Below are 24,797 nucleotides of genomic sequence, written 5' to 3'. Positions count from 1 at the left end.
GCATCGTGGATAAAGCTTGAGCGGGGTGCATTCAATTGAACATCCCGCTCCATCTGTTTTGTTTCAGCCGCATTTCCACGACACCGGGCGGCTCCGGCTGCCTGCAAAATGCTCTAGTGCCGCCACCTCATCATATTGATCATGACATGTCCTGACACATATTACCGACGCACGCTTGCCGACAACACCATCAGACCGCCGCTGAGCGGCGTTTCCGAGTGCGAGACAGTCGTTGTCGGCGGCGGACTGGCCGGCCTGACGACGGCGTTGCAGCTGGCTCGCGCCGGCCAGCAGGTCGTCGTGCTTGAGGCGCAGCGGATAGGATTCGGCGCTTCCGGTCGCAATGGCGGCTTCGTTAATCCCGGTTTCGCCACCGGCACCGACAACATCGCCGCGATGGCCGGCGTCGACGCGGCACAAAAACTGCACCGCCTGTCCATCGAAGGCGTCGACTTCGTGCGGCAGACGATCCGCGATCTCGACATCAAGGCGGCAGAGCCGCGCTCCGGTATATTGAGCGTGCTTCGCCACGATGGTGGCGCCGCGCTCAAGGCATATGCCGAGCAACTGGCGCGGGATTTCGACTACCGGCTCGACTATCTCGATCGCGACCAGGTGCGAGCGGTGCTGCATTCGGATCGCTACCACCAAGGCCTGCGCGATCCCAGCGCCTTCCACATGCATCCGCTTAACTATCTGCGCGCCGTTGCTGGCGAGATCGAGCGGCTGGGCGGCAGGATATACGAGAGAACGGCTGCCGTTGAAGCCAACCTTGACGGCGCCGAAAAGATCTTGCGTACCGACAGCGGCGAAGTGCGCGCCCGCCAGGCCGTAGTTGCCACCGGCGGATATACGGGGCCACTGGTCGGTCGGCTGCAGCGGGCATTCCTGCCTATCGCCACTTACGTTATGGTGAGCGAGGAGGCGCCTGACCTCATCGCCAAGTCGATTACGACGACCGACGCCGTCGGCGATAACCGTCGCGCAGGCGATTATTACCGTGTTGTCGAAGACGGCAGGCGGCTGCTCTGGGGAGGGCGCATCACCACCCGGGCAGCCTCATCGGGCGTGTTGGCGAGGCAATTGCGCCGTGAGATGGTCACCACTTATCCGCAGCTCGAACACCTCAAGACCGAACTCGCCTGGTCCGGGCTCATGTCTTATGCCCGGCACATGATGCCCCAGATAGGCCCGTTGCAGCCGGGCGTCTGGTACCTCACGGCTTTTGGTGGCCATGGCATCAACACCACGGCGATCGCCGGCAAGTTGATCGCCGAAGCCATACTGGGACAATCGGACCGCTACCGGCTGTTCACACCCTTCGGCCTTGCCTGGGCGGGCGGCCCGGCTGGACTTGCGGTTGCGCAACTCACCTACTGGAAGCTGCAGGCGCAGGATTGGTGGCGCGAGCGGGCCCGCTGACCGCAGGGAGATCGAAGACGTGATCGGCCGACTATTGCTCAACCACCCGGACGCGGCGCGCCGCGTTGGCGTATTCTTCGTGCTCGCCGCCATCGCCGCCGGCCTGTATGGGCTCGGCATCAAAGCCAGTTGGCTCGGCAAGCTCGTTCCGGGGTCGGTCGAGTGGCTCGCCGCCAACCCGGACGTCGGGCGGGCGGTCTCGGCGGTGCTGATCGCATTGATCTTGGTGGCGAACTGGAACGCGCTGCGGTATCTCAGTCGCAAACAGCAGATTGTGGCAGTTTGGATAGAGCTGTTCGTGTTGCTAATGTTGTTTTTCTATTCCTTCGACCTGTCCTTCGCGTTCATCGCCAAGAAGATCGGCTTCCTCGTCTCGAAGGGTGTGGTGACGACCCTCTACATTTCGGCCATTTCGATCGCCATCGCCACCCTCATCGCCTTCGTTGGCGCCATCGCCAAACTTTCCCGCAACGGCGTGGTCTATGGCTTGGCGACCTTCTATACCTCTCTGTTTCGTGGCTTGCCGTTGTTGATGCAGATCTACATCATCTATCTCGGCCTGCCGCAGATTGGCTACGTGATCGGCGCCGTGCCGGCCGGCATCATGGCGCTGTCGCTCTGCTACGGCGCGTACATGACCGAGATCTTCCGCGCCGGCATCGAAAGCATCTCGCGCGGCCAGACCGAGGGTGCTACGGCACTCGGCCTTAGCGCTAACCAGACGATGTTCCTGGTGATCCTGCCGCAGGCGATGCGGGTCATCGTGCCGCCAACCGGCAACCAGTTCATTGCGATGCTGAAGGATTCTTCGCTGGTCTCGGTGGTCGGGGTCTGGGAGATCATGTATCTCGCACGCACGCAGGGCCAGACCGAGTTCCGCCACATCGAGATGCTCATCACCGCCTCGATGATCTATTGGCTGCTCTCGATGGGGCTCGAGTTCCTGCAGTCGCGGATCGAGGACCGGTTCGGGCGCTCACTCAAGCGCTGATCGTCATCCGTGATTTTCGCCAAAGCGAGTTGCACAGCACCGCAACAGCCAGCTTCGGAGAGCAGCTGCAGATTGTACGCCACAGCACGCCGTTCGGCGACGCCGTCAAGGGTGAATCAACCCGGTATTTCATCGGCTTAGCCCGATCGGAGGGCAGAATAGAGCAAGTGCTGGACGAGCATGGTCGTTGGCCGACTGCCCGGCAACTTCGACCGATTGCTGGATTTCACCCGCGCCGACAAATCGATAAAATCAACGACTTTAACATGTCCTCCGGGCCAACCATTATCGCTATGTATCGATGGTAGCCGAGTTCGCCACGTGGTTCGCCAATAGGTTTGTCAGGCAGTGGTTTGCGCGTTACCAGCCGCACGACTCGGTCCATGCCCTGCACAGCCAAACGCACCGGCGAGGTTCCCGGGAATGAAGCTCGGCATGGTGTTTCGTTCCTTTGAAGTGGGCGTGTTTGGGGGAAGACCGTAGTCGGCGTGTTCGCGCCCGGTGGAATTTTCGAAGAGTTGTTTCCAACGGCGGGAACGAACCAAACTTCCATGCATTTAGCTCTGGCTTCGTTCATTCACTCTTTCTTCTGGGAGCTGGACCATTGTCATCCGGAGGCTATCTCTTGGCCGACCAACAAACCAATGACGTTTCCATCGTTGATCTGATACCTGCCCTGCGGGCTTTCGCGCGCACCTTCTGCCGCGTTCCAGACGATGCCGACGATCTGGTGCAGGAAACGTTGACCAAAGGGCTCGCCAACATCGACAAGTTCGAACCCGGTACACGCATGAAGTCGTGGCTCTTCACCATCATGCGCAACACCTACTACACGCGGATCAAGATCGCTGCACGGGAAGCGCCAGGCCTTCTCGACTGCGCGTCTTCGAGACCGATTTCGGAAGCTACCCAGGAATGGACCGTTCAGAGCAAGGAAGTTCACGGCGCCATCCAAAAGCTGCCCGAACATCAGCGCGAGGTGCTGATGCTGATCGGCGTTTTAGGAGTGGGCTACGAGGAAACCGCCGAAATCTGCGGCTGCGCGGTAGGGACGGTCAAAAGCCGGCTGAACCGTGCCCGCGCCAACATCCTTGAGCTACTCGGGGAGAGCTCGTTGCAGACATTGATAGAAAGGCGAAATCAGCTGTCGGATGGTCAGCTCGATATAGAGGTCGACAGCCGCAGATAATCAGCTCTTCACGTCTCGCCGACGCTTCTCGACGAGAGCGTTTTGCAATTCGATCGCCAGCTTGGACAGGCGGTCCGGTATCTTTTCCTGCTCTATGGCGGCCAGCAGGGAAGCAATCTCCCGATCCACTGCCATCTCGACAAGCAGATCCGTGGTATCGTCGCTCGAATGAGACATCACGTTCTCTTGATAGCATCCCTAGATCCAAGTCTGATGATGAGCGCTCGGCACTACAAGGCGTTGTCGACCGCCGAGAGGCTCACCGGCGGCCCTTGCACAGTTTTTCCTCCGTGCCGCGGCAAGACGCGGCGCGGTGGCGTCAGTCCTTCAGCAACCGGTTTGCGGCGTGATCCTGAAATTGATCGGACTTGATTCGATTGCCGTCCAGCCCGCGCTCTCGGCTATGTTGCTTCCTGTCGCGGTTGGACAAAACCGCGTTTTCTTCGATCTTGTCCTTGTCCAAGGTGGTCATTGCGCCGGCGCCGGCACCTTTGCCTTGGCTGCCTTGGCCGAAATGCTTTTTGCCGCCGGATGCCATGATCTCCTCCTTCGAATCCAGGACACCGATCGGTGCCGACGCCCGAACCGGCATCGCGCTGTAATGTTCCGTCTCACCCAGCAAGCAGGAAGGCGTCGCCATCCCATGACCGAAACGGCTTCTCGCCGTCGATGATGACCCGCAATTGGTGAGCTTGCGCAAGACGGCCGATGTCGGCCCGGTCCAAAGAAAGCGATCCGCGATAAGAATAGTTCAGCAATGCGAGCCGGCCCGGCCGTTTGAGAACGCGCGCAATTTCATCGAAAAGCCGCTCAGCCATGCCGGCCAGGACCAGGTAGGGAAAGCTGTCGACCGCCAACACGCAATCGAAACTGTCGTCGTCGAAGTCGGCCAGATCGAGACCGGAGGTTTGGCGCAGTTCGACATTGCCGAGCGCTGCGCATTGCTCGGAGGCGATAGAGATCATCCGCGAAGATATGTCGATGCCGACCATCCGCTTGAAGGAATTGAACAGCGCGCGCTCGAAACGTCCGATGCCGCAACCGATGTCGAGAATGTCTCGTTGAATTCCGGTGAATTCTCGCGCCTCGAGCCATTCAACGATTTCGTCGGTCATGGCTGTCAGCCGCTCGTCATCGCCAAGGGATCCTAACTGGACACTTGCCGCGGTCGAAATTGCTGCCGCGGCATCAAAACTCGAGGCCAGCCTCCTGACCACGGCGATATCCGTCTCGCCGTTACCGCGTTCATGCCGAACGGCGCCGCCTGTCGCTCGCAAAGTGGCAAGGACGCCCGGTTTGTGGCGCAGCAGTCCAGCGACCTTTCGCAGTCTTTCAGCATCGCCGGTATTCGCCGGACGGACTTTCAGCACGACCTCCGCCAATTCCGCCGCTTCAATTGTGGGCGGCAGGTGAAGCGCCAGCCTGACGAGAACAGCTTCGGCGCAGGCACCATCGGCCACACAACCTTCGACCGCCCGTCTGACCGATGTCCGGCGCTGCGCGTGCACACTCATGACATCAACTCCGCGTCCAGATCCTCCGCATCGTCCACCTGTCGACGGCGCCCCAGCCATATTTGTAGGCTTCCTGGCCGCGCAGGAAGTCGAACTCGCGCGCATCCTCGCGGATCGACTCCGCGATCGCGTGGCCGATCAGGATCGCACCTGGGCTCTCCTCGGCATAAGCAGGATCGAGGCCGCCGAGATAGGCATAGGCGCGGCCGCGGTGGTGAAATCCGTAATAGGCGGCGACAGTCGTGCCATCGATCGCGAGCAACCAGCATCGGACCAGACCGTGAGCATCGAGCAAGGGAAGTGAAAGCCCATGGAAGTGCTGCACGGCGGGGTCGGCCAATACACCACCTCCATGTCCAACCCAGCGTGCATGGTGCAGGCGGATCAATTGGTTCAGGAAGTTCTGATCGCCCCGGGCTGACGCCAACGCGAGCCGGCCGCGTCTGGACGCCGCTTGACGCGCCCGGCGCAACTGGCGCCTGCGCCGAGCGGGAACGCAGCCGGCCAACGTTTCGTCGCCGGCAACAGCAAGCACGGGGCAGGCTGCATGAATTGCCGGCCTCTCGACCGTTAAACCGGGATGCGCGATCGTAAGACCGGCACTGTTTTGCGGCAGATCAGACAAGATCCATTGTGACCACCCGACCGAGCAGATCGTTTCGGCAATGGTGGCGACAACCGCCGCCTCGATATCCTGGACAGCCAGGATGTCCAGATAATCACTGAGCGAAATGCCGACCGGAAGCAGCTTCGAACCGGCCGTTCCATGCTCGAGATAGAGTGGCGCCAGCCCGACCAGATCGCCGCCACGCCAGACCGCGACTGTCGCCAGTTCACCGGGTGCGAATGCGCGCCACCATGGCACCAGCCAGGCGGGGGATTGGAACGGCGTCGCAGAGGAACTCTGCTCCCACAGTTTCCACCAGTGCGGTGTCAAGGCATCGAATTTTACGGGGTCATCGATGATTTCGCTGCGCAACACTGCTTTTCTCACGGTGCCGCAGCGAAGCGCCTGCGATCGGTGCCAAGTTGTGCCAGGGCCTGATAGGCAGCCATATACGACGAGATCATCCGTTCCAGCGAAAACCGCCGCCGCGCTTCAACCCGGCACGCCTCGGCGTCCAGGCTGGGCGCCGCAAGAATGGCTTGGGCCATCTCGTCGACTGTGTTGACGAGAAAGCCCGTCCTGCCGTGCTCGATGACATCCGCAAGCGCACCATTCGGGAATGCGACCACCGGGGTACCGCAGGCGAGGGCCTCCATGGCGACAAGCGAGCTTGTCTCGGCGGCGAGGCTTGGAAGGACCAGACAGCGGGCTGCGTTGAGAAAGCGCCTCTTGGCGTTAAAACCGAGCGGGCCCAGGAAGCGGCGGCGAGCATCAAGACGGGATTGGACCTCGTCGCGAAAGTAGCGCGTATGTGTTTCGTAGGGATAGACCTTGCCGCCGATGACCAGGGGCACGCCCGCCTGTTTGGCCGCGTCCAGGGCCAGGTGAATGCCCTTTTCCGGGCAGACCCGGCTGAGAACCAGGGCAAAGTCTCGCTTCGGCTGCACCAGGTTCAATGATTCGATGTCAACGCCGTTGGGAATCGGCGCCACCAGTCTGGCCCCTGGTGGCGCCGTTTGCTGCTGGGTGGACGAGACCGCATGGAGCCACAGGTCGTCGCGCGTCGGTCGCAGAGCCTCGGCCGGATACCAGTCCAAGGGCAGGTGGAGGCTCACCAGGGTCGGGCCATCGTCGGGCAGATAGGCATCGAAATCGATGCCGTGCAGATGGACCACATCGACCGGCCATCGGGCGCGGGCAGCGGCGATCGCTTTGCGATGAGCCTGCTGCGCGCGGCTCTTCGCCGCCTCGTCGAGCACGCCGTCTTCAGCCGGTATTTCCACAAGGGTACCGCTCGCGCTGGAGCCGTGGCAGCCAATGACGATAGAGCGGTGGCCGGCGCGAACCAGTGCCCGATCGAGCATCGACAGAACCTGTTCGGCACCGCCGACAGCATCGGGTCCGACGGGCGCGAGAGGGTAGGCGACATTGAGGACAGTGAGCGCCGCGGCTGGTTGCGCCTCGGTCCCGTATGCCGCACCACCTGTCGATGATGCCGCTAATTCGTCCAATGTGTCAGGCGTCTGATGCATGGCAGCATGACACTTTCACGCTGCCGAGGCCCGCCGCGTCGGGAGCGAAGCGGACGTCATGCCGGGCGCATAGCGGCGGATCATGGTTGCGCAGAATTCCGCGAACTCCTCCGGCGCCAGTGGCGGGCTGGTGTGGTGGGGCATCATTCCCCGATGCTGCGGTGTAAAGCAAAAGGTGACCGTCACGTCGAAATCGGCGAGTGCCTCCATCTGCCGGTCGAACCAGTCCAGCGCGTTCGGCCGGAAGCTGTCTGCCCAGGAAAGCCCCGTGCGCATATTGGTGACGCCCAGCCGCTTCATCCAGGCGACGGCATCGTCCAGCCGGGGGTCCTCGAAATGAAACCACTGCACCAGCCCCATTGCGGGCGTGTAGCGCAGGAACTCCTCCAGCGCAGGTTTTGGCGTACCGTCCTGGCGCAGCAGCCCCATGTGGAAATGTCGATAGTAAGAAGAGCCCTCCGCCTCGCGATGCCGCGTCGTTGCTTCCCATTCGCGCGGAAGATCGTAGAGGCTGTACCACTGGATGCGTGGTGCGTTGCCAATCAGCAACTCAGCGGTGCGCTTGAGCCCCCAAACCTGGATTTCTTCCGCGCCGAAGGTCGATACGCCGACTTCGCTGACCCAGATGGGAAGGTTGGTGACGGTCGCGATCTCGCCGATCTTCTGTGGCCATTCGTGGATCTGCCACAGGTTCCAGTCGAGCGGAAAGCCGTGCACGGCGACGGCATCGACATGGTCCAGCACGCCGAATTCCTTCATGCGGGTGATAAAGCCCGGATCTATCGGCGAGATGCCACCGAGTACTTTCGTCAAAGACGGGTTCTCCGACGCGATTGCGTCAGCCGACAAGATCGCCATCCTGGCAAAGCGGCTCCAATCGGGATCGAGCTCTGGGTCCCAATGCGATTTGTTGTTGGGCTCGTTCCAGATCATGGCGGCTTCAATCATGGAGCTGTCCTTTCGAGGGGTAGATGGCGCCGCCGCCGGCCGGGTCCCCGGCTGCGCGGCAGAAATAGACCTCCTGCTCGGGGTGCAGAACGATCTCGAAACCGGCGCTGCGCAGCATCGCTTCGGTGCAGGCGCGGTTTGGAATCCACCAGTTGGTGGGATCGTCGGCATAGCGGTGCTCGATGAAATGCAGCTTGGGAAACTGCGGCTGGTCGAACAGGTCATGCGTCCAGAAATGATAGTTTTCTTCCAACTCGGGCAGATCCGCGCTGCCGCGCTGCATGGACTGGAAGATCATCAGGTCACGGGCGACATGTTCGCGGATCAGGTCGAGCGCGAGCAAGGGGTGGCGCAAATGGTAAAGCACCCCCATGAACAGCACGACATCGAACGTCTCGCGCAGCGAGCCGACGTCGTAGACCGAAAGTTTCTGGAATTCGATCTCGCAATCGGCAACCTCGGCGGCAAAGCGAGCCTGCGCCAGGTAGGCGTCATCGAAATCGATGCCAAGGACACGGTCAGCACCTCGCCGTTTCATCTCGATGGAGTAAAATCCTGCATTGCAGCCGATATCGAGTACCGCCTTGCCCGTCAGATCAGCGGGAATGGCATTGGCAAATTTGCGCCATTTGATCAGCGGGTAGTTGCCCAGAAAATGGTTGGGAGCGGTTTCGACGCCGGCAAGTTCCATGTTGTGGAACCACGGGCCGAGCGCATCGATGCGGCGGCGGATTTCGGCATGGGAATGCAGCATGGCTCAGGCTCCTTCGCCAGGAACGACGGGTACATGCGACTGCGCGCCGGGCATGATCATGGTGGGCCCGCGGTGCGCGGATGGGGCGTCGTTTTCAAGCAACCGCAGAGCTGTGCGATAGCCGTTGAAAGTGCCGACATCGACATAGTCCGACCCAGCCCTGACACCAAAAGCTGTACCGCCGGCCGCAATATAGGCGTTGACCAAAGTGCCGATATATTCGTCACTGCGCTCGCGCTCACGCCACAGTGCCGCAAGCTGATGCAGGATATGGCCCGGCATCTTGAACGCACCCCAAACCCAGTTCGTGGCGGCATCCTGCCGCTTGACCTGGATTTCGATCACGCGCTCGTGGACGTCGGTGACGACGGCGTCGAAGAATTCCGGCTGATCCACCGGGAAAAGCAGAAATGAGAGCTGATCGTCGGGCAAATGGCGGAAACCGTCCTCGGGAAACCAGATCGTATCGGGAAGGCCGACCAGGACGACCTCGTCGGGCGCGACGAGGGGCGCCGCCCGGAAGATCGCATCGCACAGACCGACGGGGTTCGGCTGCACCACGAAGAGAGCCGCCGCGTCACCGTAGCCGGCGGCGTAGTATTCAAGGATGTCGGATTTGCCCGATCCGATGATGAAGCAAATCTTGTCGACGCCGGCCTGCACCATGCGCCGTACCAGATACTCGCTCACGGCGCAGGGACGCTCGGTCTGTCCATCGATCCGGCTACCGACCGGCAGCAGCTCTTTCGAGAAGCCGAGCGGCTGAATGCGGCTGCCGCGCCCGGCAGCGGGTACGATGCCCAACATCAGACCGCTTCCCTCATCGGTTCGCCGGGAGATCTTTGAAAGGCATCGTTCAGGATGCGATCCAGTTCCGCCGCGCGCCGTGCGGAAGTGTGTTCGCCCAAGACCCGGTCGCGGGCACGCCTTCGAATGCCGTCGAGCTCGCGCTCCGGCAATCGCAATGCGGCGACCACATCATCGGTGTCATGCGCCAACAAGATTTCGCGGCCGGGTTCGAAAAATTCGGCCAGGCCCGGCCATGCATCGGTGACGATGGCAGCCCCACACGCGGCCGCTTCGAAGAGCCGTCCCGACGGGCACCAGCCCTTTTGCGCCATCGCCTCCCGGGTGACGTTCAATGTAAGGCGAGATGATGAGAAGAAAGCCGGATGATCGGCGGGCGGAAGATGCCTGACAAAGAAGATATTGTCGCTCCATGGGAATTCCTGCGGATATTGCGCGCCGCCAATGATGAAGCGGTGGTCAGGCAGGCGCGCGGCCGGGCGGACCAGCAGCTTTTCGACGCCGGCCTGGCGATCCGCCGCGTAGGTTCCGAGATAGGACAGATCACCGGCGAATTCCGCCCGCTTCTCTGCCGGCCGGTGTTGGTCGGGATCGACATGCCCATAGAGCGGCACCACGTGACGCGCGCCCAAAACCGACTTAAGCGCCTCGATCGCAGAGCCGCCGGTGTAACTCAAAACGAGGTCGAAATCGGCGAGACCCTCAGGTCCGAAATAGGGCGGACGCTCGCCTTGCTCGATGCGGGCAAGCGTGACCGGAGTGTCGAGATCGTAGAAGACACGCAATCCGCGACCTGTCTGCTGCGCCAGCCGCGAGGCCTCCACGGCGTCGGCACAGTAGGAGGTGACGACGACGACATCCGCTTGCTTCATTGCCCGCTCCGCAACGCGACGGATGTCCTCCCAGTCCGGATAAATGACGACGTTGCCGCCATCGAGCCGATCGAGATCACGCGTCCCGGCATAGTAGGGGGTATCGCGTTCGAAGAAGGTGATGGACCATCCCAGCCGACCCAGGGCGCGGATCAGTCCCCGCCAGAGCGTGGCATGGCCGTTGCCCCATGATGATGTAACGGTGAGACCGAAAATGACCATCTGCATCCGGAAAGTCCTCGTCAGGCAGCTTCGTTCATTCGCAGGAGCTTGGAGCCCCAGTCACCCGACACGATCGTCGTGATCGAGGCTGGATCGATGTCGAAGCGGAAGCAGTCGCCGACCGGCAAGCCAAGCACCTTGCAGACGGCGGCTTTGATCACGTCGGCGTGGCTGACCAGGGCGACACACTGATTCGGATGCCGCTCGCGCACTGCGTTCATCAGTGCGACGATCCGCTCCTGGACATCCAGCATGGTCTCGCCGCTCGGTGTCCTGGCCTCCTGCCGCTGGTCGTTCCACGCCCGCCAACCGGCATCGCCATTCAACTCGTCGAAAGTCTTTCCCGACCAATCGCCGAAATCGATCTCGTCGAGTTCGGCGCAGATCGCGATTTCACCGACGCCGCAGGCAAGCGCGATCGGCACGGCCGTCTCTTGCGTACGCTCACGCGGGCTGCACAAGATGGCTTCAATTGGCTCCCGGGCCATGCGGCCACCAAGATGCGCGGCCTGCGCCTTCCCAGCCTCGCCAAGGCAAACGCCGTCCATTCGTCCTGCAAGGTAGGAGCCGACATTGTCGTGCGCTGCATGACGGATCAAAAAGAACGTTGTCGTCATTCCGCGGCATCCAGCAAAGGCTCGTCCTTGCCGGCGATGAAAGCGAGCGTGCGCTGCCGCGCTTCGGCGTCGGTGAACTGTTCGGGAGGCGACTTCATGAAATAGCTGCAGGGGCCGGTCAGTGCTCCCGCTATGCCGCGATCGAGCGCAAGCTTGGCGCAGCGTATCGCATCGATCACCACGCCGGCTGAATTTGGAGAATCCCAGACTTCCAGCTTGAGCTCGGCGTTGAGCGGCACGCCGCCAAAGGTCGTCCCTTCCACTCGGATATAGGCCCATTTGCGATCAGTCAGCCACGGTACGTGGTCGCTGGGTCCGACATGAATATTGCCCGGCTCCAGGGGAACATCGAACTGGCTGGCCACGGACTGGGTCTTGGAAATTTTCTTTGATTCCAGCCGCTCGCGTTCCAGCATGTTGAGGAAGTCGGTGTTGCCGCCGAAATTCAGCTGATAAGTGCGATCGATGCGCACGCCGCGCTCGCGGAAGAGATTGGCCAGCAGGCGGTGAACGATGGTCGCCCCGACCTGGCTCTTGATATCATCGCCGACCAGCGGCAGCCCTCGCTGCTCGAAGCGCCGGCGCCATTCCGGACGTGAGGCGATGAAAACGGGTATGCAGTTGACGAAGGCGCAGCCGGCCTCGAGCGCGCATTCGGCGTAGAAGCGCGTCGCCTCCTCGGAGCCCACCGGCAGGTAAGAGACCAGCACGTCGGCGCGGCTGTTGCGCAGGATTTCGCTGACGTCGGCAACCGGCTCCGGCGCCTCCTCGATTTCGTCGCGCAAGTATTTTCCGATGCCGTCAAGTGTCGGTCCGCGCTCGACGCGAACGCCGTTTGCCGCCGCATCGGCAAAGCGGAACGTGTTGTTGGGGGCGGCGTAGATTGCTTCAGCGACGTCGAGGCCAACCTTGCTCCTGGCGACGTCGAACGCGCAGACAATCTCGACGTCGTCGACATGGTAACCGCCGAGGTCGGCATGCATCAGCCCTGGGATTGGTTCGTTGCTTTTTGCGTGACGATAATAGGAGAGGCCCTGCACCAGGGAGGATGCGCAATTGCCGACCCCGACGATACCGACACGAACCTTTTTCGATCCCACGAAACTGCCGCCCTATGCTGTTCAAAGGTAAGTTCCTGCCGCCGAACCACCAGCGTGCCGGAATGTTCCTTGGCCTGCCGAAAAATTGCGCAAGACAGCATGGATCGAAGCAGCGCTGGCTGCGTTGCCGCAAGGCAAAGCATTGGAAAACCGGTCGATGATCGTTTACGGCGACCAGAAGCGGAGGCAGAGCGCAGAACGGCTTCGCGATGCTGCGAGCGAAGTTGCTCAAAGTCTGGACCGCATGGCTCATGGCGTCCGACGCCATGCCGCGTTGGTCGGCCTATTCATCAGCGTATCGGAACTGGTTCGCGCGCTTGCCGATGTCGATTTCGAGAACAGGGGCATCGACATCTTTTCGCCGCGGCAACAGCAAGGCGCCAGATTGCTGGTTGGTCTTGCGGCAGAGGTGGCGAAGTCGTGGCGAAGCGGTTTCGCCGTGGGCGGTGGCATCGAGCCGGGACTTCTCCAACTGCTGGACGGGTTGGATTGCGAGGCTGAGGTTCTGACCGGTTCTGCCGAGGGTTACGCGCATTACGCGCTTTATCCCGAAAGCTATTTGGGAGCGGCGCAGGAGTCAGGTCTCGATGCGAACACATGCGTGATCGGCATCCGCAGCATCGGCCTGGGGCTTGCCGCCATAGTGGCTGCCGCGATTGGCGCGCCGGCGCCGTTCAGCGTTCGTCCGGTCGGCCATCCTTTCCGCAGGCACATCAATGCCGATTCGCGCTCGATCGCTTCCTGGAAGAACAATCCATCGGCACGCTTCGCCGTTGTAGACGAAGGTCCCGGTCTGTCCGGCAGTTCGATGCACGCCGTCGTCGCGTGGCTGCGGGAACTGGGTATTGGTATGGACCGCATTCACCTGTTTCCCAGCCATCCTGGCAACCCGGGCATCGAAGCGTCACGGGAGGCTAGGGAGACATGGTCGCGCTGTCCGAAACATGTGGCGACGGCGCTCGAATGCACCTTCCCCGAAAGCTCGAACATTCCCACGCTTAGCGAATGGGTGGCCGAGGCGGTCGGCAGCCCCGAATTACGCCTGACCGAACTGTCTGGTGGCGAATGGAGGAGCGTCCACTACGTCGACGAAAAGCATTGGCCGCCGAGCCCGCGCGGCATCGAGCGGCGTAAATTCCTGGCGTCCGCGGGGTGTGGTCGCTGGCTCGTCAAATTCGCCGGCCTCGGCGAAACCGGACGGCGTAAGAGACGAGCCGCGGAAATGTTGGGGAAAGCCGGGTTCGGATCGCAAGTGGTCGGGCTTTGCCACGGCTTTCTGGTCGAACGGTGGATTGACGGCACCACGATGGACCAGGCGCCGCTGCCCAGAGGAAGGCTGGTCGCGGAGTTGACGCGCTATCTAGCCTGGCGGGCGCTCAATCTCCGAACCTGCGAACCGGGTGCATCATTGCTCGCACTCGCGGAAATGGCTGTTTCCAATACATCTGAAGCCCTGGGCGAGAACCGAGCGGCGACGTTGCGCCATTGGCTCTCGAAAAAAACCCCTGCGCATGTTCTGCAGCGGGTGGAAATCGACGGAAAGCTTCACGCGTGGGAGTTTCTCGTTTGTGCCGATGGCACGGTGGTCAAGACAGATGCCGTCGACCATTGCCGGGCACACGATTTGATTGGCTGCCAGCCGATAGAGTGGGACATTGCCGGCGCCTGTGTCGAATATGGACTGTCCGACAGCGATGTGACGACATTGGTCGAGGGGATGGGGCTCGATATTGACAATGGCCACATCGATTTTTTCGAACCCTGCTATTTGGCGTTCCAAATCGGGCTCTGGAGCACGGCTGCGCAATCCGAAAATGGCCAGGAAAAAGCAAGGCTGGCCGGGACGGCAGACCGATACAGGGCGGGGCTGATACGATTCCTGGACGAATCTCAGGTGTAACGTTTCGATCAATCCAGCCTTCGCAGCATGTCTGCTTCCTGCTCAAGAATAGCGGCCACTTCCTCGCGCTGCAGATGCGTCATCATCAAGCTGACGCAGCACTCGAGATAGGTGATCGAGGAGCGCCGCAAATAGGCAGCCGCCTCGCGTTCGGCAATCTTGTCGACATCCTTCGCGGGTCGCTTGGGTTGCATGAGGATGATCCTCCGTATCGGGTCCCTCCCGCCAAACTACAAGGTTGGATGGATGTTCCGCACGATCTCCGGGCAGGTCCGGCCGCGGCCCACGTCATGCAGGAAGGTTCTGCAGCCCGCCTGCGGGTCTCCTTTTGGCAAGGCCTGTCATCTGATCGCCGATGCCGGTGCCTTCGAGCGCCGCGAAATAATCGATCGTCAGCTTGAGCCCTTCGTTGAGCGGCACTCTCGGCGACCAGCCGAGCAGCGTTTTCGCACGCGAAATATCAGGCTGCCTGCGCCGAGGATCGTCTTGCGGCAGGGGCAGAAATTTCAGATCCGACTTGGTGCCGGTCATCGCCTTCACCAATGCCGCCAGTCGCACGATGGTGAATTCTCCGGGATTGCCCAGATTGACCGGCTTGCCCGGATTGGGGTCGATGTTCATCAGGCGCATCAATCCATCAATCAAGTCGGAGACATAGCAGAAGGATCGCGTCTGCTGGCCGTCGCCGAATATCGTCAGCGGACGCTTCTCGAGCGCCTGCATGATCAAATTCGAGACGATGCGACCGTCGGCCGGATCCATTCTCGGACCGTAGGTGTTGAAGATGCGCGCGACGCGGACGTCGGCCTTGCCGGCCCTTAGATAGTCGAAGCAAAGCGTTTCGGCGGTGCGCTTGCCCTCGTCGTAGCAGGCGCGTGGGCCGGTGCAGTTCACATGGCCGACATAATCCTCCCTTTGCGGGTGTTGTTCCGGATCGCCATACACTTCGCTCGTCGAGGCCTGCAGCAGTCGCGCGTCATTGCGGACAGCGAGTTCGAGCAGGTTGAGGGTTCCGATCACGCAGGTACGCGTGGTGTGTATCGGGTCGGCCTGATAACGCGGCGGTGAGGCGGCGCAGGCCAGGTTGAAGATGTGATCCACGGGCTCGCCGAGATCCAATGGCCGGCAGATGTCCTGCTCGATCAACCGGAAACCCGGCCGGTCCATGATCGAGATGATGTTTTCCATGCGCCCGGTCAGAAAATTGTCGACGCAGATCACGCGCCAGCCGTTGCGGAGCAATACTTCGCAAAGATGCGAACCGAGGAAACCCGCGCCGCCGGCAACAAGCACCGTCTTTGCCCTGTGCGCCTTTCTTGTCTGTCGCATCGCTGTTTTCTCCTGTCTGCCGTTCATGCTGCACTTCCAATGTCGAGATCGAGGGCCGTCGCCGTTGGTTGGGTCAGCGCCGCCACGAATTCGCGAGCCCTGGCCCCACCGGTGTGGGAAGCGAGGACGAGTTTGCGAGCCCGGCCGGCCATGGCCAGGCGTGCGCGCTCGGACTCGCCAACGAGGATATCGATGACTTCGTCCGTCTCCGCGGCGGTGTGGATCGCCGATGCGGGAAAGAAGCTGTCGAGCCCTGGCCAGTGGTCGCTGACGATGGGCGTGCCGCAAGCCGCCGCTTCGAACAGGCGCACGCTGGGCGACCATCCTGCGGTGATCATGGAACTGCGTGTGACATTCAGCGTGTAGCGCTGACGGCTATAGAACGCGGCGTGATCGGCTGGCGGCAAATGTTCGATGCGTTCGACATTGTCCGGCCAGATGATGTCGGATGGATATTGGGAGCCGGCCACGACGAAACGGAGGTTCGGCATATGCCGTGCGGGCTCGAGCAGCAGAGCGTTCAGCGTTGTCTGCCGGTCCATGCTGTAGGTGCCGAGATAGCCGAGATCCCAGCGGATCGGATCTCCTGTCGGGTGATGCCGTTCTGGATCGACCGAACAATAGAGAGGTTCGGCATGACGCGCGCCGAAGTCTTGCGCCAGATGGTTGAGCGTTGGTCCGCCAGTGAAGGAGAAATAGACATCGAAATACGGAATTTGCCGCGAACTCAGATAATCGCAATCGTCGGCTGAAAGCTTGGCCAGGGTCACCGGGGTGTCGATGTCGTAAAAGCAGAGCTGCCCCTTGCAAAGCGAGGCGACGATGTCGATGACCTGGCGTCCTTCTGGAACAAAGGATCCGATGACGATGATGTCGGCCTGCTCCAGGCACTGTGCGTAGTCGCGTTGCAGCTCCGCAGTGGTTTCGTAGTAGCGCAAGGCGCAGAACTCCGGATCGCGCAGATCGCGGTGATTGGCGTACCAGGGCACGTTGCGCTCCAGAAAAGTCACCCGGTGACCGAGTCCGTGCAAGCCTTTCAAAAGACCCCGGAAAGTCGTGGCGTGGCCGTTTCCCCAGGATGAGGACAGCGACAGGCCGAGAAAGACGATGTCCAGTTTCTTGGTCATTCCGCTGCCTCCACGGCCCCGTGCTCGAAATGACGTTTGAAGACGGCATCCGCCACATCCGCCCGAAGCGCGTAGGTATGGTCCGCCAGCACGCGGTGAAGTGCGGCTTGGCCGATTGCCTTGGCCCGCCCGGGGGTCAGCGAGCGCATTATTTCGGCGACATCGCCGCCGTCACGCGCGACCAGGATCTCCTCGCCTGGTTTCAGGAACAGTTCCACGCCCAGCCATGCATCCGTGATGAGACAGGCGCCCGCGCCGGCCGCCTCGAACACTCGCGTGGCCGGTGAAAAACCGTTGGCGGCCATGCTGTCGCGGCTGATGTTCAACACGGCTTTTGGGGTGACATTGAAGGCGTTGTGATCGCGGGTGCCGACATGGCCGAGCCAGCCTACATTGGTGGGGAGCGGCTTGTCGCCCCAACCCGAGCCTCCGAGCAGGAAACGCTGTTTCGGCAGCTGGCTGGCGGGATCGAGGAAAAACGATTCGACACGCGCTTCACGGTCCGGCAGCCGGTTTCCGAGGAACGCCAGGTCGCAGGCAAAACGCGCTTTGCTGGCGACCGGATGGTGCGTTTCGGGATCGAGCGCATTGTAGATGGGCACGCACTCCTTGGCGCCCATGGCACGATAGGCCCAGACAACGGGATCGCCGCCACCATAGGTCAGCACGAGGTCGATCTCCTGCAGTGCACGATGGAGCGGGTGGTCCGGCTCGTCGCGCAACTGGGCAAGCGTGGCTGGCGCATCCACGTCCCAGAATACGACAAGCGCGTCGCTGCGGGCGTGGTCGAGAACGGCGCGAAGCAGCGCCTCGTCTTCGAAACCGACGCCACTCGCCTTGACGACGATGTCGGCGCCGGCGGCACGTGCCGCGACCTGCATCAGCGCATGCTGGGTCGCCTCATAAACGACGACAGTGCACCAGTCGGGAGCTTCGATGTCGCGGTTCTTCTGCCGGTCGTAGACATCGGGTTCGTAGAACGTGATCTCGTAACCCAATTGCGAAAGTGCCTTGAGCAAACCGCGATAGTACGTCGCGGCACCGTTCCAGTAGGACGACAAAAGGCTCGATCCATAGAATGCGATCTTCATGCGACGGCTTCCTTTGCGGCTGTCGGGACGGCGGTGTGTCGGTTCGCGCATTGCGTGAGCACGCCGAGCAACTCGTCGACGCGGTGGCGGCAGGTGTGCCGCGAGCGGATGGTCTCGAGACCCGAGGTCACCAGGGAGGCCGCAAAGTCCTCGTCGGACAACACCGTCCGAAGCTGTTGCCGCATTTGCGAGCCATTCTCGGCAAACAGGAAGTCGACACCGGGCCTGAAAAGCTGCTCGACATCGGACCATGGCGCTGAAATCAGCGGAATGCCGCAGGCGAGTGCCTCGAACATGCGGATCGTCGGGATTCCGGGCAACCTCTCGCGATAGGGGCGCCGTGGAACGTGAACGGTGACACGATGCGCGGCGAAGGCCTTCGGCACGTCGGCATTGGCGATCCACCCCTCATAGCGCAGTCCTGCGGTGGCCAGATCCGCAAGTGCGGTCTTGGGGTAGCGTACGCCGTGAACAGCGGCATCAAGGCCGAGATCGTGCACCGGCTCGATCAGAAACTCCTTGAGTTCGGCGGTCCGCTCATCATCGCCCCAGTTGCCGATCCAGACCAGATCGGAGGTGGGGTGGATCTCCGGGTGCGGCTTGAACAGGCGATCGTCCGCCGCTTCATGCCAAGTGAAGACGCGCTTGCCCCAGCCGGCGCGCAGATAGCTCTCGCGCAAGGTTTCGCCAAAGGCGAGAACGCCGTCATAGTGCTCCAGCCGGAGCGCCGAGAGTGCCTCGGTCGCAGACACGGCCCGGTGGTGGGTGTCGTGAAAAAGAAGGATGAAGTTGCCGCCGGCGGCCCGGGCACGGCCAATACGTGCGACAAGCTCCGGATCCGTCCACTCATGAACGATCACAACGTCGGCCTCGGCAATCCAGGCTTCGTGATCAAATCCGGCGTCGTAGGTCACCGGCATCAGTTCGGGAAAATCCTTGCGGAAGCGTTCGATGGCGAACGACCCCTTCTCAGCCAGCAGATTCGACCGGCTCCAGCCATTCGCCGGCTCCAGCGCAATAGTCTGATGCCGGCGCTGGACCAGCTCTCGCATGACGCCGCGCAGGAAATGGGCATTGCCATGGTTCCAGTCGGAAACGACCGAGTGGGTGTAAAACACAAAGCGCATGATCAGCGCTCCGCCATCGCTAAGGCCGCTTTGTCGTAGACGCCGCGCATAGCCGCTGTCTGCTTTGTCAGCCTAAACCTGCGGCTGCGTCGGATGGCTGCCTGGCCAAGCTCTCGCCGGAGCTCGGCATCGCTGGAGAGACGGTTGAGGCAGGCAGCGAGATCGTGCGGATCGCGCGCGTCAAAGAATATCGCGGCCCCGTCCCATAGTTCGCGATAGGTGGCGATATCGGAAAGCACCAGGGGCGTAGCCGACATGGCGGCTTCCAGCGCGGCCAGGCCGAATGGCTCGTAGAGCGATGGCGATACGAAAATACCCGCGCGAGCCATCAACGAACGCACCTCATCGGACGGCACTGCTCCCAGAGGAACAGCATGGCTGAAGCTGACATGCTCGCCGTTTGGGCCGTTCGTCGAACCGGCGGCAAACAGAGGCCATCGCGTCAGGGACGCCGCCTGATCGACCACCGCCGCATTTTTGCCCTCGTCCCACCAGCGGGCAGCGGCGAAGACGAGCGGTTGATGCTTTTCGGCCTTCGGCAGAGGACGGGCACCATTTGTGACCACACTCAAGCGCGCGATCGGGCCGTAGCAGGTCTCTAGCATGTCGGCATGGCTGCGGCTCGGCGCGATGACCGCGTCGGCCCGATCCATGCCGCGTCTGTTGCGCTCCTTCTGCCAGGCCCATGCCCCATCCGCCGCCTGTCCTCTGACCGCATGGAACCAGGTCGTCACGCAGGAATGGGAGACCACCACGACCGGGCATGGCGCGTCGAATCCCGCCGCCTGCGAAGGCGCGTTGAAATGGACAAGGTCGATGGCGTGGTCGCGCATGGGCGCATGCAACTCCCGCGGCAGCGCGTCGAGATCACCGCCGTTGCGGGTCATCCAATCCGGCGGCGTGTTCAGCCAGATCAGCTTCGCGAAAGCCTCCGCCTCGTCGGCCTGCTGCCTGGACGGTGGCGGACCGAGGCCGGCAAGCACCACGCTATCGCCGCCGTTGACAAGTTCCCTGGCCAGGTCGAGCGCATAGCGCCACACGCCGCCCACGGCGTCGACCGTCATCAGGATGCGCCGCGAGCGCGGCGTCAGTGTCCGCAACATGTCGCCTCCAGTTCCGCCAGCGGACGCGGGCGCCTTTCCTGGATGTCGCTGAACTTCTGGAATGATGCGAGATAGTGATCATGGGCGCGCTCCCAGGCGAGGTCGTCGGGTTCGCCCCAAAGCTCGCGATAGCTTGGCGAACTCGGATATGGATAAAGCGGTACGGGTTCATTGGCCCACACGCCGTTGTCGATCAGGTGCGTTCGCCAGTAGTCCACAAGGGCAGGGTCATCCTCGACGACGCCGATCAGATTGGCCTGTACGAACGGAACGTGACGCCTGGCATTGACGAGCAGCGCGGCAAGTTCCTCGGTACCCAGCCGGCAGCGTTTCGCCAGCATCGCACGACCTTCCACGGTCAGGCTTTCGAGGCCGGCCTCGATGGAGACACAGCCAGCCGCACCGAGCAGTTCCAGCAGCTCGGGCTTCCAAAGGTCGATGCGGGTCTGCACACCGAACTTCACGTCGCGATGGATCAACGCTTCCAGCAGCGCTTTTTGCGGCAGGAAGATTTCATCGATGAAATAAATGTAGCCGACCCCCTGGGCAATCAGCCCATCGATTTCCGCTATGACAGCCTCGTGGTTTCGGCGGCGATAGGCATCGCGGAAATCGATCTTGGCGCAGAAGCTGCAATTGTAGGGGCAGCCGCGCGATGCTTCGACCTCCGCGCCGAACCCAACCTGCTTGTCATCGAACCTGTGATGGTGATGCGAATGGGCTGCGATCCAGTCTGATGGCCATTGGAGTGGCGGATGATCGACAAACGAGCTGGCGTGGACGCCGCCGTTCAAAACCACCTTGGCGTCGCGCAGGTAAGCGGTCGAGGGGACCGCGCTCCAGTCGTCGCGCCGGGCAAGTTCCGCGACGATTTCCTCGCATTCGCCGCGCACAACAATATCGACGCCAAGCTTGCGCAAGGTTGGCGCGGGCGTAGCCGAGCCATGCGGCCCGACCGCGACTGTGCGTCCACCGCGCCCGGCGAGACGGTTGAGGAAATCGGCCGGCACGCGCAACTCGGGTGGTGCGCAGCGCCAGAACAGATAAGTCGGGGCGGTACTGACGACCGTCATTGCAGGCGCGAAATCAGCCACACGCTCGGAGAGGTCCGAGTTGTCGAGCTTCTGCAATTGCCCATCCAGCATCAACACCTCATGGCCGGCTGTTTCGAGGAGGGATTTCGAATAGCCGAGTTCCAGCGGGAGATGTGGTTGGCGGCAGCCGAAATAGATGCTGTCGTCATAGGTCCAGAACGGGTTTACCAGGGCGATTTTCATGCGACGTACCTCACGACTTCGGGGCGAGGCTGGAGCCGGTGTTGTTGCAGCCAGTCTGCGAGATCGCGAATGCCTTCGCGCCATGAAACACGAGCTTTCCAGCCAAGCATCGCTTTGATCTTGCGGGTGTCGGCGACGAAGAAGGGCTGATCGCCGGTGCGTTCGTCATCATGGCGGATCGAAAGCTCATGGCCGGTCAAGCTACGGATCTCGCTCAACAGCATGCGCAGGCTGATCGCATTATCGGGGCCGCCGCCAAGATTGAATGCCTGGCCTTTGGTCGTCTCGATACGATCGAGCGTGGCCCTGTAGGCGGCGACCGCATCGGAGACATGCAGTATATCGCGCACTTGTCTGCCGTCGCCGTAAATGGTGATTGGACGTCCCGTCAGCGCACTCAGCAGGAAGTGCGCGACCCAGCCTTGATCCTCGGTTCCGAACTGGCGCGGCCCGTAGATGCAGCTCATCCGCAGCACCGCCGTGGGCATGCCGTAGGATTTGGCATAGTCGAGCACATATTGGTCCGCCGCGCCTTTGGAGCAGCCATAGGGCGTGCAGAAATCCAGGCCGTGGGTCTCGTCGATGCCATTCGCTTGGATGATGCCGTCGCAAGGCAGGTAACGATCGCCGTCCTCGCGCACCGCGACGTCGGGCAGGCTGCCATAGACCTTGTTGGTGCTGGCGAAGACCACCGGAACAAACTCACTGCTCAGCCGCGCCGCCTCGAGGACATTGAACGTTCCTCGAAGGTTGATGTCGAAATCCTCGTCCGGTTGGACCAGGCTCGTTGTGACGGCGGTTTGCGCGGCCAGGTGGAAGATCGCCTTGGAACTCTTCAGAACGGGCGCAAGCGCGTTGGCGTCGCGCACGTCAATCGTTTCGACCATGAGGCGGCTTCCGTGTTTCTGCGCCAGCCATTCAAGGTTCTGTTCGACGCCGGGGCGGCTGAGATTGTCGATCACCAGCACCGGCTCGCCATCCGACAACAGGCTGTCGGCCAGGTTCGATCCTATGAAGCCGCTGCCGCCGACAATGGCGACGGGCGCGTCGCGTCGATTGCGCGTATTCATGACACCAGCCCACGTTCTTCAAGCTCGCGTTTCATGTCGGCGCCGCGGTCGATGGCGGACGAGTTGCGCACCCAGGAAACGAAATCGGCGAGCGAATTCTCCAGTTGTTGCCTCGGCTCGAAACCGAGCAGCTCACGGGCCTTGGAAATATCGGCGAAGCAGTTGCGGATATCCCCGGAGCGCGCCTTGCCGAGCAACTCTGGCGAGCGGTCCGGCGTTCCCATGGCCTCGGCAAGTACCCGCGCGACGTCGCTGATAGCATAGGCTCGGCCGCTGCCGATGTTGATGACGTGACCCCTTGCCTGGCGTTGCTGCAGCGCAAGACGAAAGGCGCGGGCGACGTCATCCACATGGACGAAATCGCGTTTCTGTTCGCCATCCTCGAAGATCATTGGACGTTGGCCGTTGGCGAGACGCGAAGCAAAATTGGCCAACACGCCGGTATAGGGGTTCGATAACGCCTGGCCGGCGCCGAAGACGTTGAACAGGCGCAGCGCGACCGCATCGATGCCATAGGCTTCGCCGAAGATCAGCACGGCGCGTTCCTGGGCGTATTTCGTCAGTGCATAGATAGAGGCGAGATCGACCGGCTTTTCCTCGTCCGTCGGCAGGGGGGAGAGGGGTTCGCCTTCCGGCGACAGCGGATTCCACTGTCCGTTTTTGATGTCGCTCGCCTTGCGCCGGGCATTGTCGATGCGCCGGCCGTCCGATGTAGCATAGAGGCCCTCGCCATAGACACTCATCGATGAGGCGACGACAATGCGCTCGACCGGGTGTTTGATCAGCGCCTCAAGCAGCGTCGCGGTGCCGAGATCGTTGGTGCCGACATAGCGCGCGATCTCGTACATCGACTGTCCGACGCCGACTTCCGCGGCTAGATGAATGACCGCGTCAACGCCTTCCAGCGCCTTGGCGACCGCCTCCCGGTCCCGAATGTCGCCCTTGATCAGCTCGGCCCCGGCGGGAAGGGCGACTGTTTCGCCTGCGTGCACCTGCTCCAGCAGCACATCCAAAATGCGAACCGAATAATCCTGCTCGATGAGTTCCTGGGCGACATGCCGGCCGATGAAGCCGCAGCCCCCTGTAACCAATATCCGTTTCACGACCACTCCTCAGACAGGTAATCTTGGCGACCCGAACTTTTCGGCAAAAGGTTTGTTCCCTTGGCTTCAACAAAGTTCCTTTGGCCGGCTTCGTTCGGAAGCAGCCACATCGCGCTCGCCGCGCCGTGCCGGAACATTGCCGCCCTTGTGCTGTTAGGACGCCGGCAGCCCCGACGATGCCCGATGTTGGCAACGCCGATGATCAAAGGAGATTTCAATGTCCCAGTCGCAAACGACCACCAATCACGACGAAATCCGCAAATGGGCGGAGGAGCGGGATGGACGGCCGGCAGTGGTTCGCACCAAAGGCGCGGGCGGCATCCTGCGGATCGACTTCGGCAAACCCGAGGAAGCATTCGAGCCGGTCGAATGGGATGAGTTCTTCCGCATATTCGACGAGAACGATCTGGCCTTTCTTTACCAGTCCAAGACTGGTGACGGACAAACCAGCCGTTTCAACAAGTTCGTCGAGCGCAACCAGAAGGGCGAATGACGCACTTCGAGCCGGCCGATTTGCCTGACCTGGTTCTCGGGCAAATTTTTCTGGATGCGGTGGAACAATAGGGGCTCCGATCCTTCCGTCGCTGAACCACAGCCGCAGCAAGGATCGAAGGCCTTGGCCCTGAGCGCAGGAGGCGGCGGGGCTGGATAGGCGTCAAAAGCCGGAAACCCGCTACTCGTCCTGCCGTGAAACCAAAACGCCGCTCATCAGTCGTCCTGCTGCCTGCGGTGGCGGTGTTTTTCGATTTCCTCGGGCTCTTCATCGTCGATCCGCGTGATGTTCGAGGCATTGTGGTCTGATCGCAGGATCTCATCCAGTTTGGCGTGAATGGCCTGAGTGTCGCGGTGCTCGGCACGCTGGATGAACAGCGTCATGGCCCACGTAAACAAGGTAGCCGCTCCATGCCAGTCCAGGGTCTGTCGCTCGAAGATCATCCAAAGGATTGCGTAGACCAACAGGATCAGGAATGCCGCGGGGCGGGAGGTTAATGTGCCGATTGAGGTAAGCACGCCGGTGACGGGATGATTGGCCATGCGAAAGAACTCGCGGCAGTGACCGTGGTTCCCGACCGCAGTGCATCGCGCCGGCACGAG

Annotated in this window: 26 protein-coding genes; 5 read left to right on the top strand and 21 right to left on the bottom strand. The window is 61.7% G+C overall.

Annotated features, from left to right (window positions below):
- Window positions 1-141 precede the first annotated feature (141 nt).
- The 3 genes from AC3EML_RS26460 (at window position 142) to AC3EML_RS26450 (ending at window position 3,602) form a co-directional block, all read left to right on the top strand.
- A complete protein-coding gene (locus tag AC3EML_RS26460) occupies window positions 142-1,422 on the top strand; it encodes an NAD(P)/FAD-dependent oxidoreductase (RefSeq protein WP_023667966.1) in 1,281 nt (426 codons plus the stop codon).
- Between the two features lie 19 nt (window positions 1,423-1,441).
- Complete coding sequence (locus tag AC3EML_RS26455; RefSeq protein WP_023687785.1) at window positions 1,442-2,413, top strand: amino acid ABC transporter permease; 972 nt, start codon at window positions 1,442-1,444, stop codon at window positions 2,411-2,413.
- A gap of 625 nt (window positions 2,414-3,038) precedes the next feature.
- The gene (locus tag AC3EML_RS26450) at window positions 3,039-3,602 is read left to right on the top strand and encodes a sigma-70 family RNA polymerase sigma factor (protein WP_023667968.1); all 564 of its coding nucleotides are present in this window, start codon (window positions 3,039-3,041) and stop codon (window positions 3,600-3,602) included.
- Here AC3EML_RS26450 and AC3EML_RS26445 read toward each other — a convergent pair whose 3' ends face one another.
- From AC3EML_RS26445 to AC3EML_RS26395, 11 genes are all read right to left on the bottom strand, one after another.
- Window positions 3,603-3,779 (bottom strand): hypothetical protein, encoded by a 177-nt coding sequence (locus AC3EML_RS26445; RefSeq protein ID WP_023704587.1) that lies wholly within the window; start codon window positions 3,777-3,779, stop codon window positions 3,603-3,605.
- A gap of 142 nt (window positions 3,780-3,921) precedes the next feature.
- Window positions 3,922-4,140: a hypothetical protein gene (locus tag AC3EML_RS26440; RefSeq protein ID WP_023691451.1), complete on the bottom strand. Its 219-nt coding sequence runs from the start codon at window positions 4,138-4,140 to the stop codon at window positions 3,922-3,924.
- A 73-nt stretch (window positions 4,141-4,213) separates the two neighbouring features.
- Complete coding sequence (locus AC3EML_RS26435) at window positions 4,214-5,221, bottom strand: class I SAM-dependent methyltransferase (RefSeq protein WP_245262843.1); 1,008 nt, start codon at window positions 5,219-5,221, stop codon at window positions 4,214-4,216.
- A complete protein-coding gene (locus tag AC3EML_RS26430; RefSeq protein ID WP_245260259.1) occupies window positions 5,121-6,098 on the bottom strand; it encodes a GNAT family N-acetyltransferase in 978 nt (325 codons plus the stop codon). Before AC3EML_RS26430 ends, AC3EML_RS26435 begins: the two co-directional genes overlap by 101 nt.
- An 8-nt stretch (window positions 6,099-6,106) precedes the next feature.
- On the bottom strand, window positions 6,107-7,234 hold the full coding sequence (locus AC3EML_RS26425; protein ID WP_352521481.1) for a glycosyltransferase: 1,128 nt from the start codon (window positions 7,232-7,234) through the stop codon (window positions 6,107-6,109).
- Between the two features lie 36 nt (window positions 7,235-7,270).
- Window positions 7,271-8,203 (bottom strand): glycoside hydrolase 5 family protein, encoded by a 933-nt coding sequence (locus tag AC3EML_RS26420; RefSeq protein WP_023699985.1) that lies wholly within the window; start codon window positions 8,201-8,203, stop codon window positions 7,271-7,273.
- Window positions 8,196-8,957 (bottom strand): TIGR04290 family methyltransferase, encoded by a 762-nt coding sequence (locus AC3EML_RS26415; RefSeq protein ID WP_023687791.1) that lies wholly within the window; start codon window positions 8,955-8,957, stop codon window positions 8,196-8,198. The genes AC3EML_RS26420 and AC3EML_RS26415 overlap by 8 nt, the downstream gene beginning before the upstream one ends.
- A 3-nt stretch (window positions 8,958-8,960) precedes the next feature.
- Window positions 8,961-9,764 carry a sugar phosphate nucleotidyltransferase gene (locus AC3EML_RS26410; protein WP_352521482.1) on the bottom strand — a complete coding sequence of 268 codons (804 nt, stop codon included), beginning with the start codon at window positions 9,762-9,764 and terminating at the stop codon, window positions 8,961-8,963.
- Window positions 9,764-10,864 (bottom strand): CgeB family protein, encoded by a 1,101-nt coding sequence (locus AC3EML_RS26405; protein ID WP_023714676.1) that lies wholly within the window; start codon window positions 10,862-10,864, stop codon window positions 9,764-9,766. The genes AC3EML_RS26410 and AC3EML_RS26405 overlap by 1 nt, the downstream gene beginning before the upstream one ends.
- Before the next feature lie 14 nt (window positions 10,865-10,878).
- The gene (locus tag AC3EML_RS26400) at window positions 10,879-11,475 is read right to left on the bottom strand and encodes a histidine phosphatase family protein (protein WP_023667978.1); all 597 of its coding nucleotides are present in this window, start codon (window positions 11,473-11,475) and stop codon (window positions 10,879-10,881) included.
- Complete coding sequence (locus tag AC3EML_RS26395) at window positions 11,472-12,575, bottom strand: inositol-3-phosphate synthase (protein WP_352521483.1); 1,104 nt, start codon at window positions 12,573-12,575, stop codon at window positions 11,472-11,474. The genes AC3EML_RS26400 and AC3EML_RS26395 overlap by 4 nt, the downstream gene beginning before the upstream one ends.
- 85 nt (window positions 12,576-12,660) lie before the next feature.
- On the opposite strand from AC3EML_RS26395, the gene AC3EML_RS26390 reads away from it, so the two are divergent.
- Entirely contained in the window at window positions 12,661-14,475 is a 1,815-nt protein-coding gene (locus AC3EML_RS26390) for a hypothetical protein (protein WP_352521484.1), read from the top strand.
- 8 nt (window positions 14,476-14,483) lie between these two features.
- Here AC3EML_RS26390 and AC3EML_RS26385 read toward each other — a convergent pair whose 3' ends face one another.
- From AC3EML_RS26385 to AC3EML_RS26345, 9 genes are all read right to left on the bottom strand, one after another.
- Window positions 14,484-14,669, bottom strand: a complete 186-nt coding sequence (locus tag AC3EML_RS26385; RefSeq protein WP_023667982.1) for a hypothetical protein — start codon at window positions 14,667-14,669, stop codon at window positions 14,484-14,486.
- Window positions 14,670-14,763: 94 nt separating this feature from the next.
- A complete protein-coding gene (locus tag AC3EML_RS26380; protein ID WP_023681096.1) occupies window positions 14,764-15,804 on the bottom strand; it encodes a UDP-glucuronic acid decarboxylase family protein in 1,041 nt (346 codons plus the stop codon).
- A gap of 23 nt (window positions 15,805-15,827) precedes the next feature.
- Window positions 15,828-16,931 carry a CgeB family protein gene (locus AC3EML_RS26375; RefSeq protein ID WP_023681097.1) on the bottom strand — a complete coding sequence of 368 codons (1,104 nt, stop codon included), beginning with the start codon at window positions 16,929-16,931 and terminating at the stop codon, window positions 15,828-15,830.
- On the bottom strand, window positions 16,928-18,022 hold the full coding sequence (locus tag AC3EML_RS26370) for a CgeB family protein (protein ID WP_023667985.1): 1,095 nt from the start codon (window positions 18,020-18,022) through the stop codon (window positions 16,928-16,930). Before AC3EML_RS26370 ends, AC3EML_RS26375 begins: the two co-directional genes overlap by 4 nt.
- Window positions 18,019-19,149, bottom strand: a complete 1,131-nt coding sequence (locus tag AC3EML_RS26365; RefSeq protein WP_023681098.1) for a CgeB family protein — start codon at window positions 19,147-19,149, stop codon at window positions 18,019-18,021. Before AC3EML_RS26365 ends, AC3EML_RS26370 begins: the two co-directional genes overlap by 4 nt.
- Before the next feature lie 2 nt (window positions 19,150-19,151).
- Window positions 19,152-20,252, bottom strand: a complete 1,101-nt coding sequence (locus AC3EML_RS26360; RefSeq protein WP_023681099.1) for a glycosyltransferase family 4 protein — start codon at window positions 20,250-20,252, stop codon at window positions 19,152-19,154.
- Window positions 20,237-21,529: a TIGR04295 family B12-binding domain-containing radical SAM protein gene (locus tag AC3EML_RS26355; protein ID WP_023725527.1), complete on the bottom strand. Its 1,293-nt coding sequence runs from the start codon at window positions 21,527-21,529 to the stop codon at window positions 20,237-20,239. Before AC3EML_RS26355 ends, AC3EML_RS26360 begins: the two co-directional genes overlap by 16 nt.
- Window positions 21,526-22,599, bottom strand: a complete 1,074-nt coding sequence (locus tag AC3EML_RS26350; protein WP_023696367.1) for a GDP-mannose 4,6-dehydratase — start codon at window positions 22,597-22,599, stop codon at window positions 21,526-21,528. The genes AC3EML_RS26355 and AC3EML_RS26350 overlap by 4 nt, the downstream gene beginning before the upstream one ends.
- A complete protein-coding gene (locus AC3EML_RS26345; RefSeq protein ID WP_023681102.1) occupies window positions 22,596-23,702 on the bottom strand; it encodes an NAD-dependent epimerase/dehydratase family protein in 1,107 nt (368 codons plus the stop codon). Before AC3EML_RS26345 ends, AC3EML_RS26350 begins: the two co-directional genes overlap by 4 nt.
- A 217-nt stretch (window positions 23,703-23,919) precedes the next feature.
- On the opposite strand from AC3EML_RS26345, the gene AC3EML_RS26340 reads away from it, so the two are divergent.
- Window positions 23,920-24,195, top strand: coding sequence for a hypothetical protein (locus AC3EML_RS26340; RefSeq protein WP_023667991.1), 276 nt, complete (start codon window positions 23,920-23,922; stop codon window positions 24,193-24,195).
- Window positions 24,196-24,410: 215 nt separating this feature from the next.
- Here the strand turns inward: AC3EML_RS26340 and AC3EML_RS26335 are convergent, their stop codons facing one another.
- Window positions 24,411-24,737: a low affinity iron permease family protein gene (locus AC3EML_RS26335; RefSeq protein WP_023681103.1), complete on the bottom strand. Its 327-nt coding sequence runs from the start codon at window positions 24,735-24,737 to the stop codon at window positions 24,411-24,413.
- Between the last annotated feature and the right edge of the window lie 60 nt (window positions 24,738-24,797).

It is taken from the genome of Mesorhizobium sp. P170090, from assembly GCF_057786115.1.
The sequence above is the reverse complement of the archived record's forward strand: the minus strand, read 5'-3'. Positions and strand labels throughout refer to the sequence as shown.

Excerpts from the sequence above, each read along its gene's own strand:
- AC3EML_RS26340 (WP_023667991.1), top strand. The coding sequence starts at position 23,920 with ATGTCCCAGTCGCAAACGACCACCAATCACGACGAAATCCGCAAATGG.
- AC3EML_RS26365 (WP_023681098.1), bottom strand. The coding sequence starts at position 19,149 with ATGCGCTTTGTGTTTTACACCCACTCGGTCGTTTCCGACTGGAACCAT.
- AC3EML_RS26415 (WP_023687791.1), bottom strand. The coding sequence starts at position 8,957 with ATGCTGCATTCCCATGCCGAAATCCGCCGCCGCATCGATGCGCTCGGC.
- AC3EML_RS26335 (WP_023681103.1), bottom strand. The coding sequence starts at position 24,737 with ATGGCCAATCATCCCGTCACCGGCGTGCTTACCTCAATCGGCACATTA.
- AC3EML_RS26370 (WP_023667985.1), bottom strand. The coding sequence starts at position 18,022 with ATGAAGATCGCATTCTATGGATCGAGCCTTTTGTCGTCCTACTGGAAC.
- AC3EML_RS26385 (WP_023667982.1), bottom strand. The coding sequence starts at position 14,669 with ATGCAACCCAAGCGACCCGCGAAGGATGTCGACAAGATTGCCGAACGC.
- AC3EML_RS26360 (WP_023681099.1), bottom strand. The coding sequence starts at position 20,252 with ATGTTGCGGACACTGACGCCGCGCTCGCGGCGCATCCTGATGACGGTC.
- AC3EML_RS26445 (WP_023704587.1), bottom strand. The coding sequence starts at position 3,779 with ATGTCTCATTCGAGCGACGATACCACGGATCTGCTTGTCGAGATGGCA.
- AC3EML_RS26405 (WP_023714676.1), bottom strand. The coding sequence starts at position 10,864 with ATGCAGATGGTCATTTTCGGTCTCACCGTTACATCATCATGGGGCAAC.
- AC3EML_RS26355 (WP_023725527.1), bottom strand. The coding sequence starts at position 21,529 with ATGAAAATCGCCCTGGTAAACCCGTTCTGGACCTATGACGACAGCATC.
- AC3EML_RS26400 (WP_023667978.1), bottom strand. The coding sequence starts at position 11,475 with ATGACGACAACGTTCTTTTTGATCCGTCATGCAGCGCACGACAATGTC.
- AC3EML_RS26375 (WP_023681097.1), bottom strand. The coding sequence starts at position 16,931 with ATGACCAAGAAACTGGACATCGTCTTTCTCGGCCTGTCGCTGTCCTCA.
- AC3EML_RS26350 (WP_023696367.1), bottom strand. The coding sequence starts at position 22,599 with ATGAATACGCGCAATCGACGCGACGCGCCCGTCGCCATTGTCGGCGGC.
- AC3EML_RS26460 (WP_023667966.1), top strand. The coding sequence starts at position 142 with ATGACATGTCCTGACACATATTACCGACGCACGCTTGCCGACAACACC.
- AC3EML_RS26440 (WP_023691451.1), bottom strand. The coding sequence starts at position 4,140 with ATGGCATCCGGCGGCAAAAAGCATTTCGGCCAAGGCAGCCAAGGCAAA.
- AC3EML_RS26410 (WP_352521482.1), bottom strand. The coding sequence starts at position 9,764 with ATGTTGGGCATCGTACCCGCTGCCGGGCGCGGCAGCCGCATTCAGCCG.
- AC3EML_RS26380 (WP_023681096.1), bottom strand. The coding sequence starts at position 15,804 with ATGCGACAGACAAGAAAGGCGCACAGGGCAAAGACGGTGCTTGTTGCC.
- AC3EML_RS26420 (WP_023699985.1), bottom strand. The coding sequence starts at position 8,203 with ATGATTGAAGCCGCCATGATCTGGAACGAGCCCAACAACAAATCGCAT.
- AC3EML_RS26435 (WP_245262843.1), bottom strand. The coding sequence starts at position 5,221 with ATGCGCGCGAGTTCGACTTCCTGCGCGGCCAGGAAGCCTACAAATATG.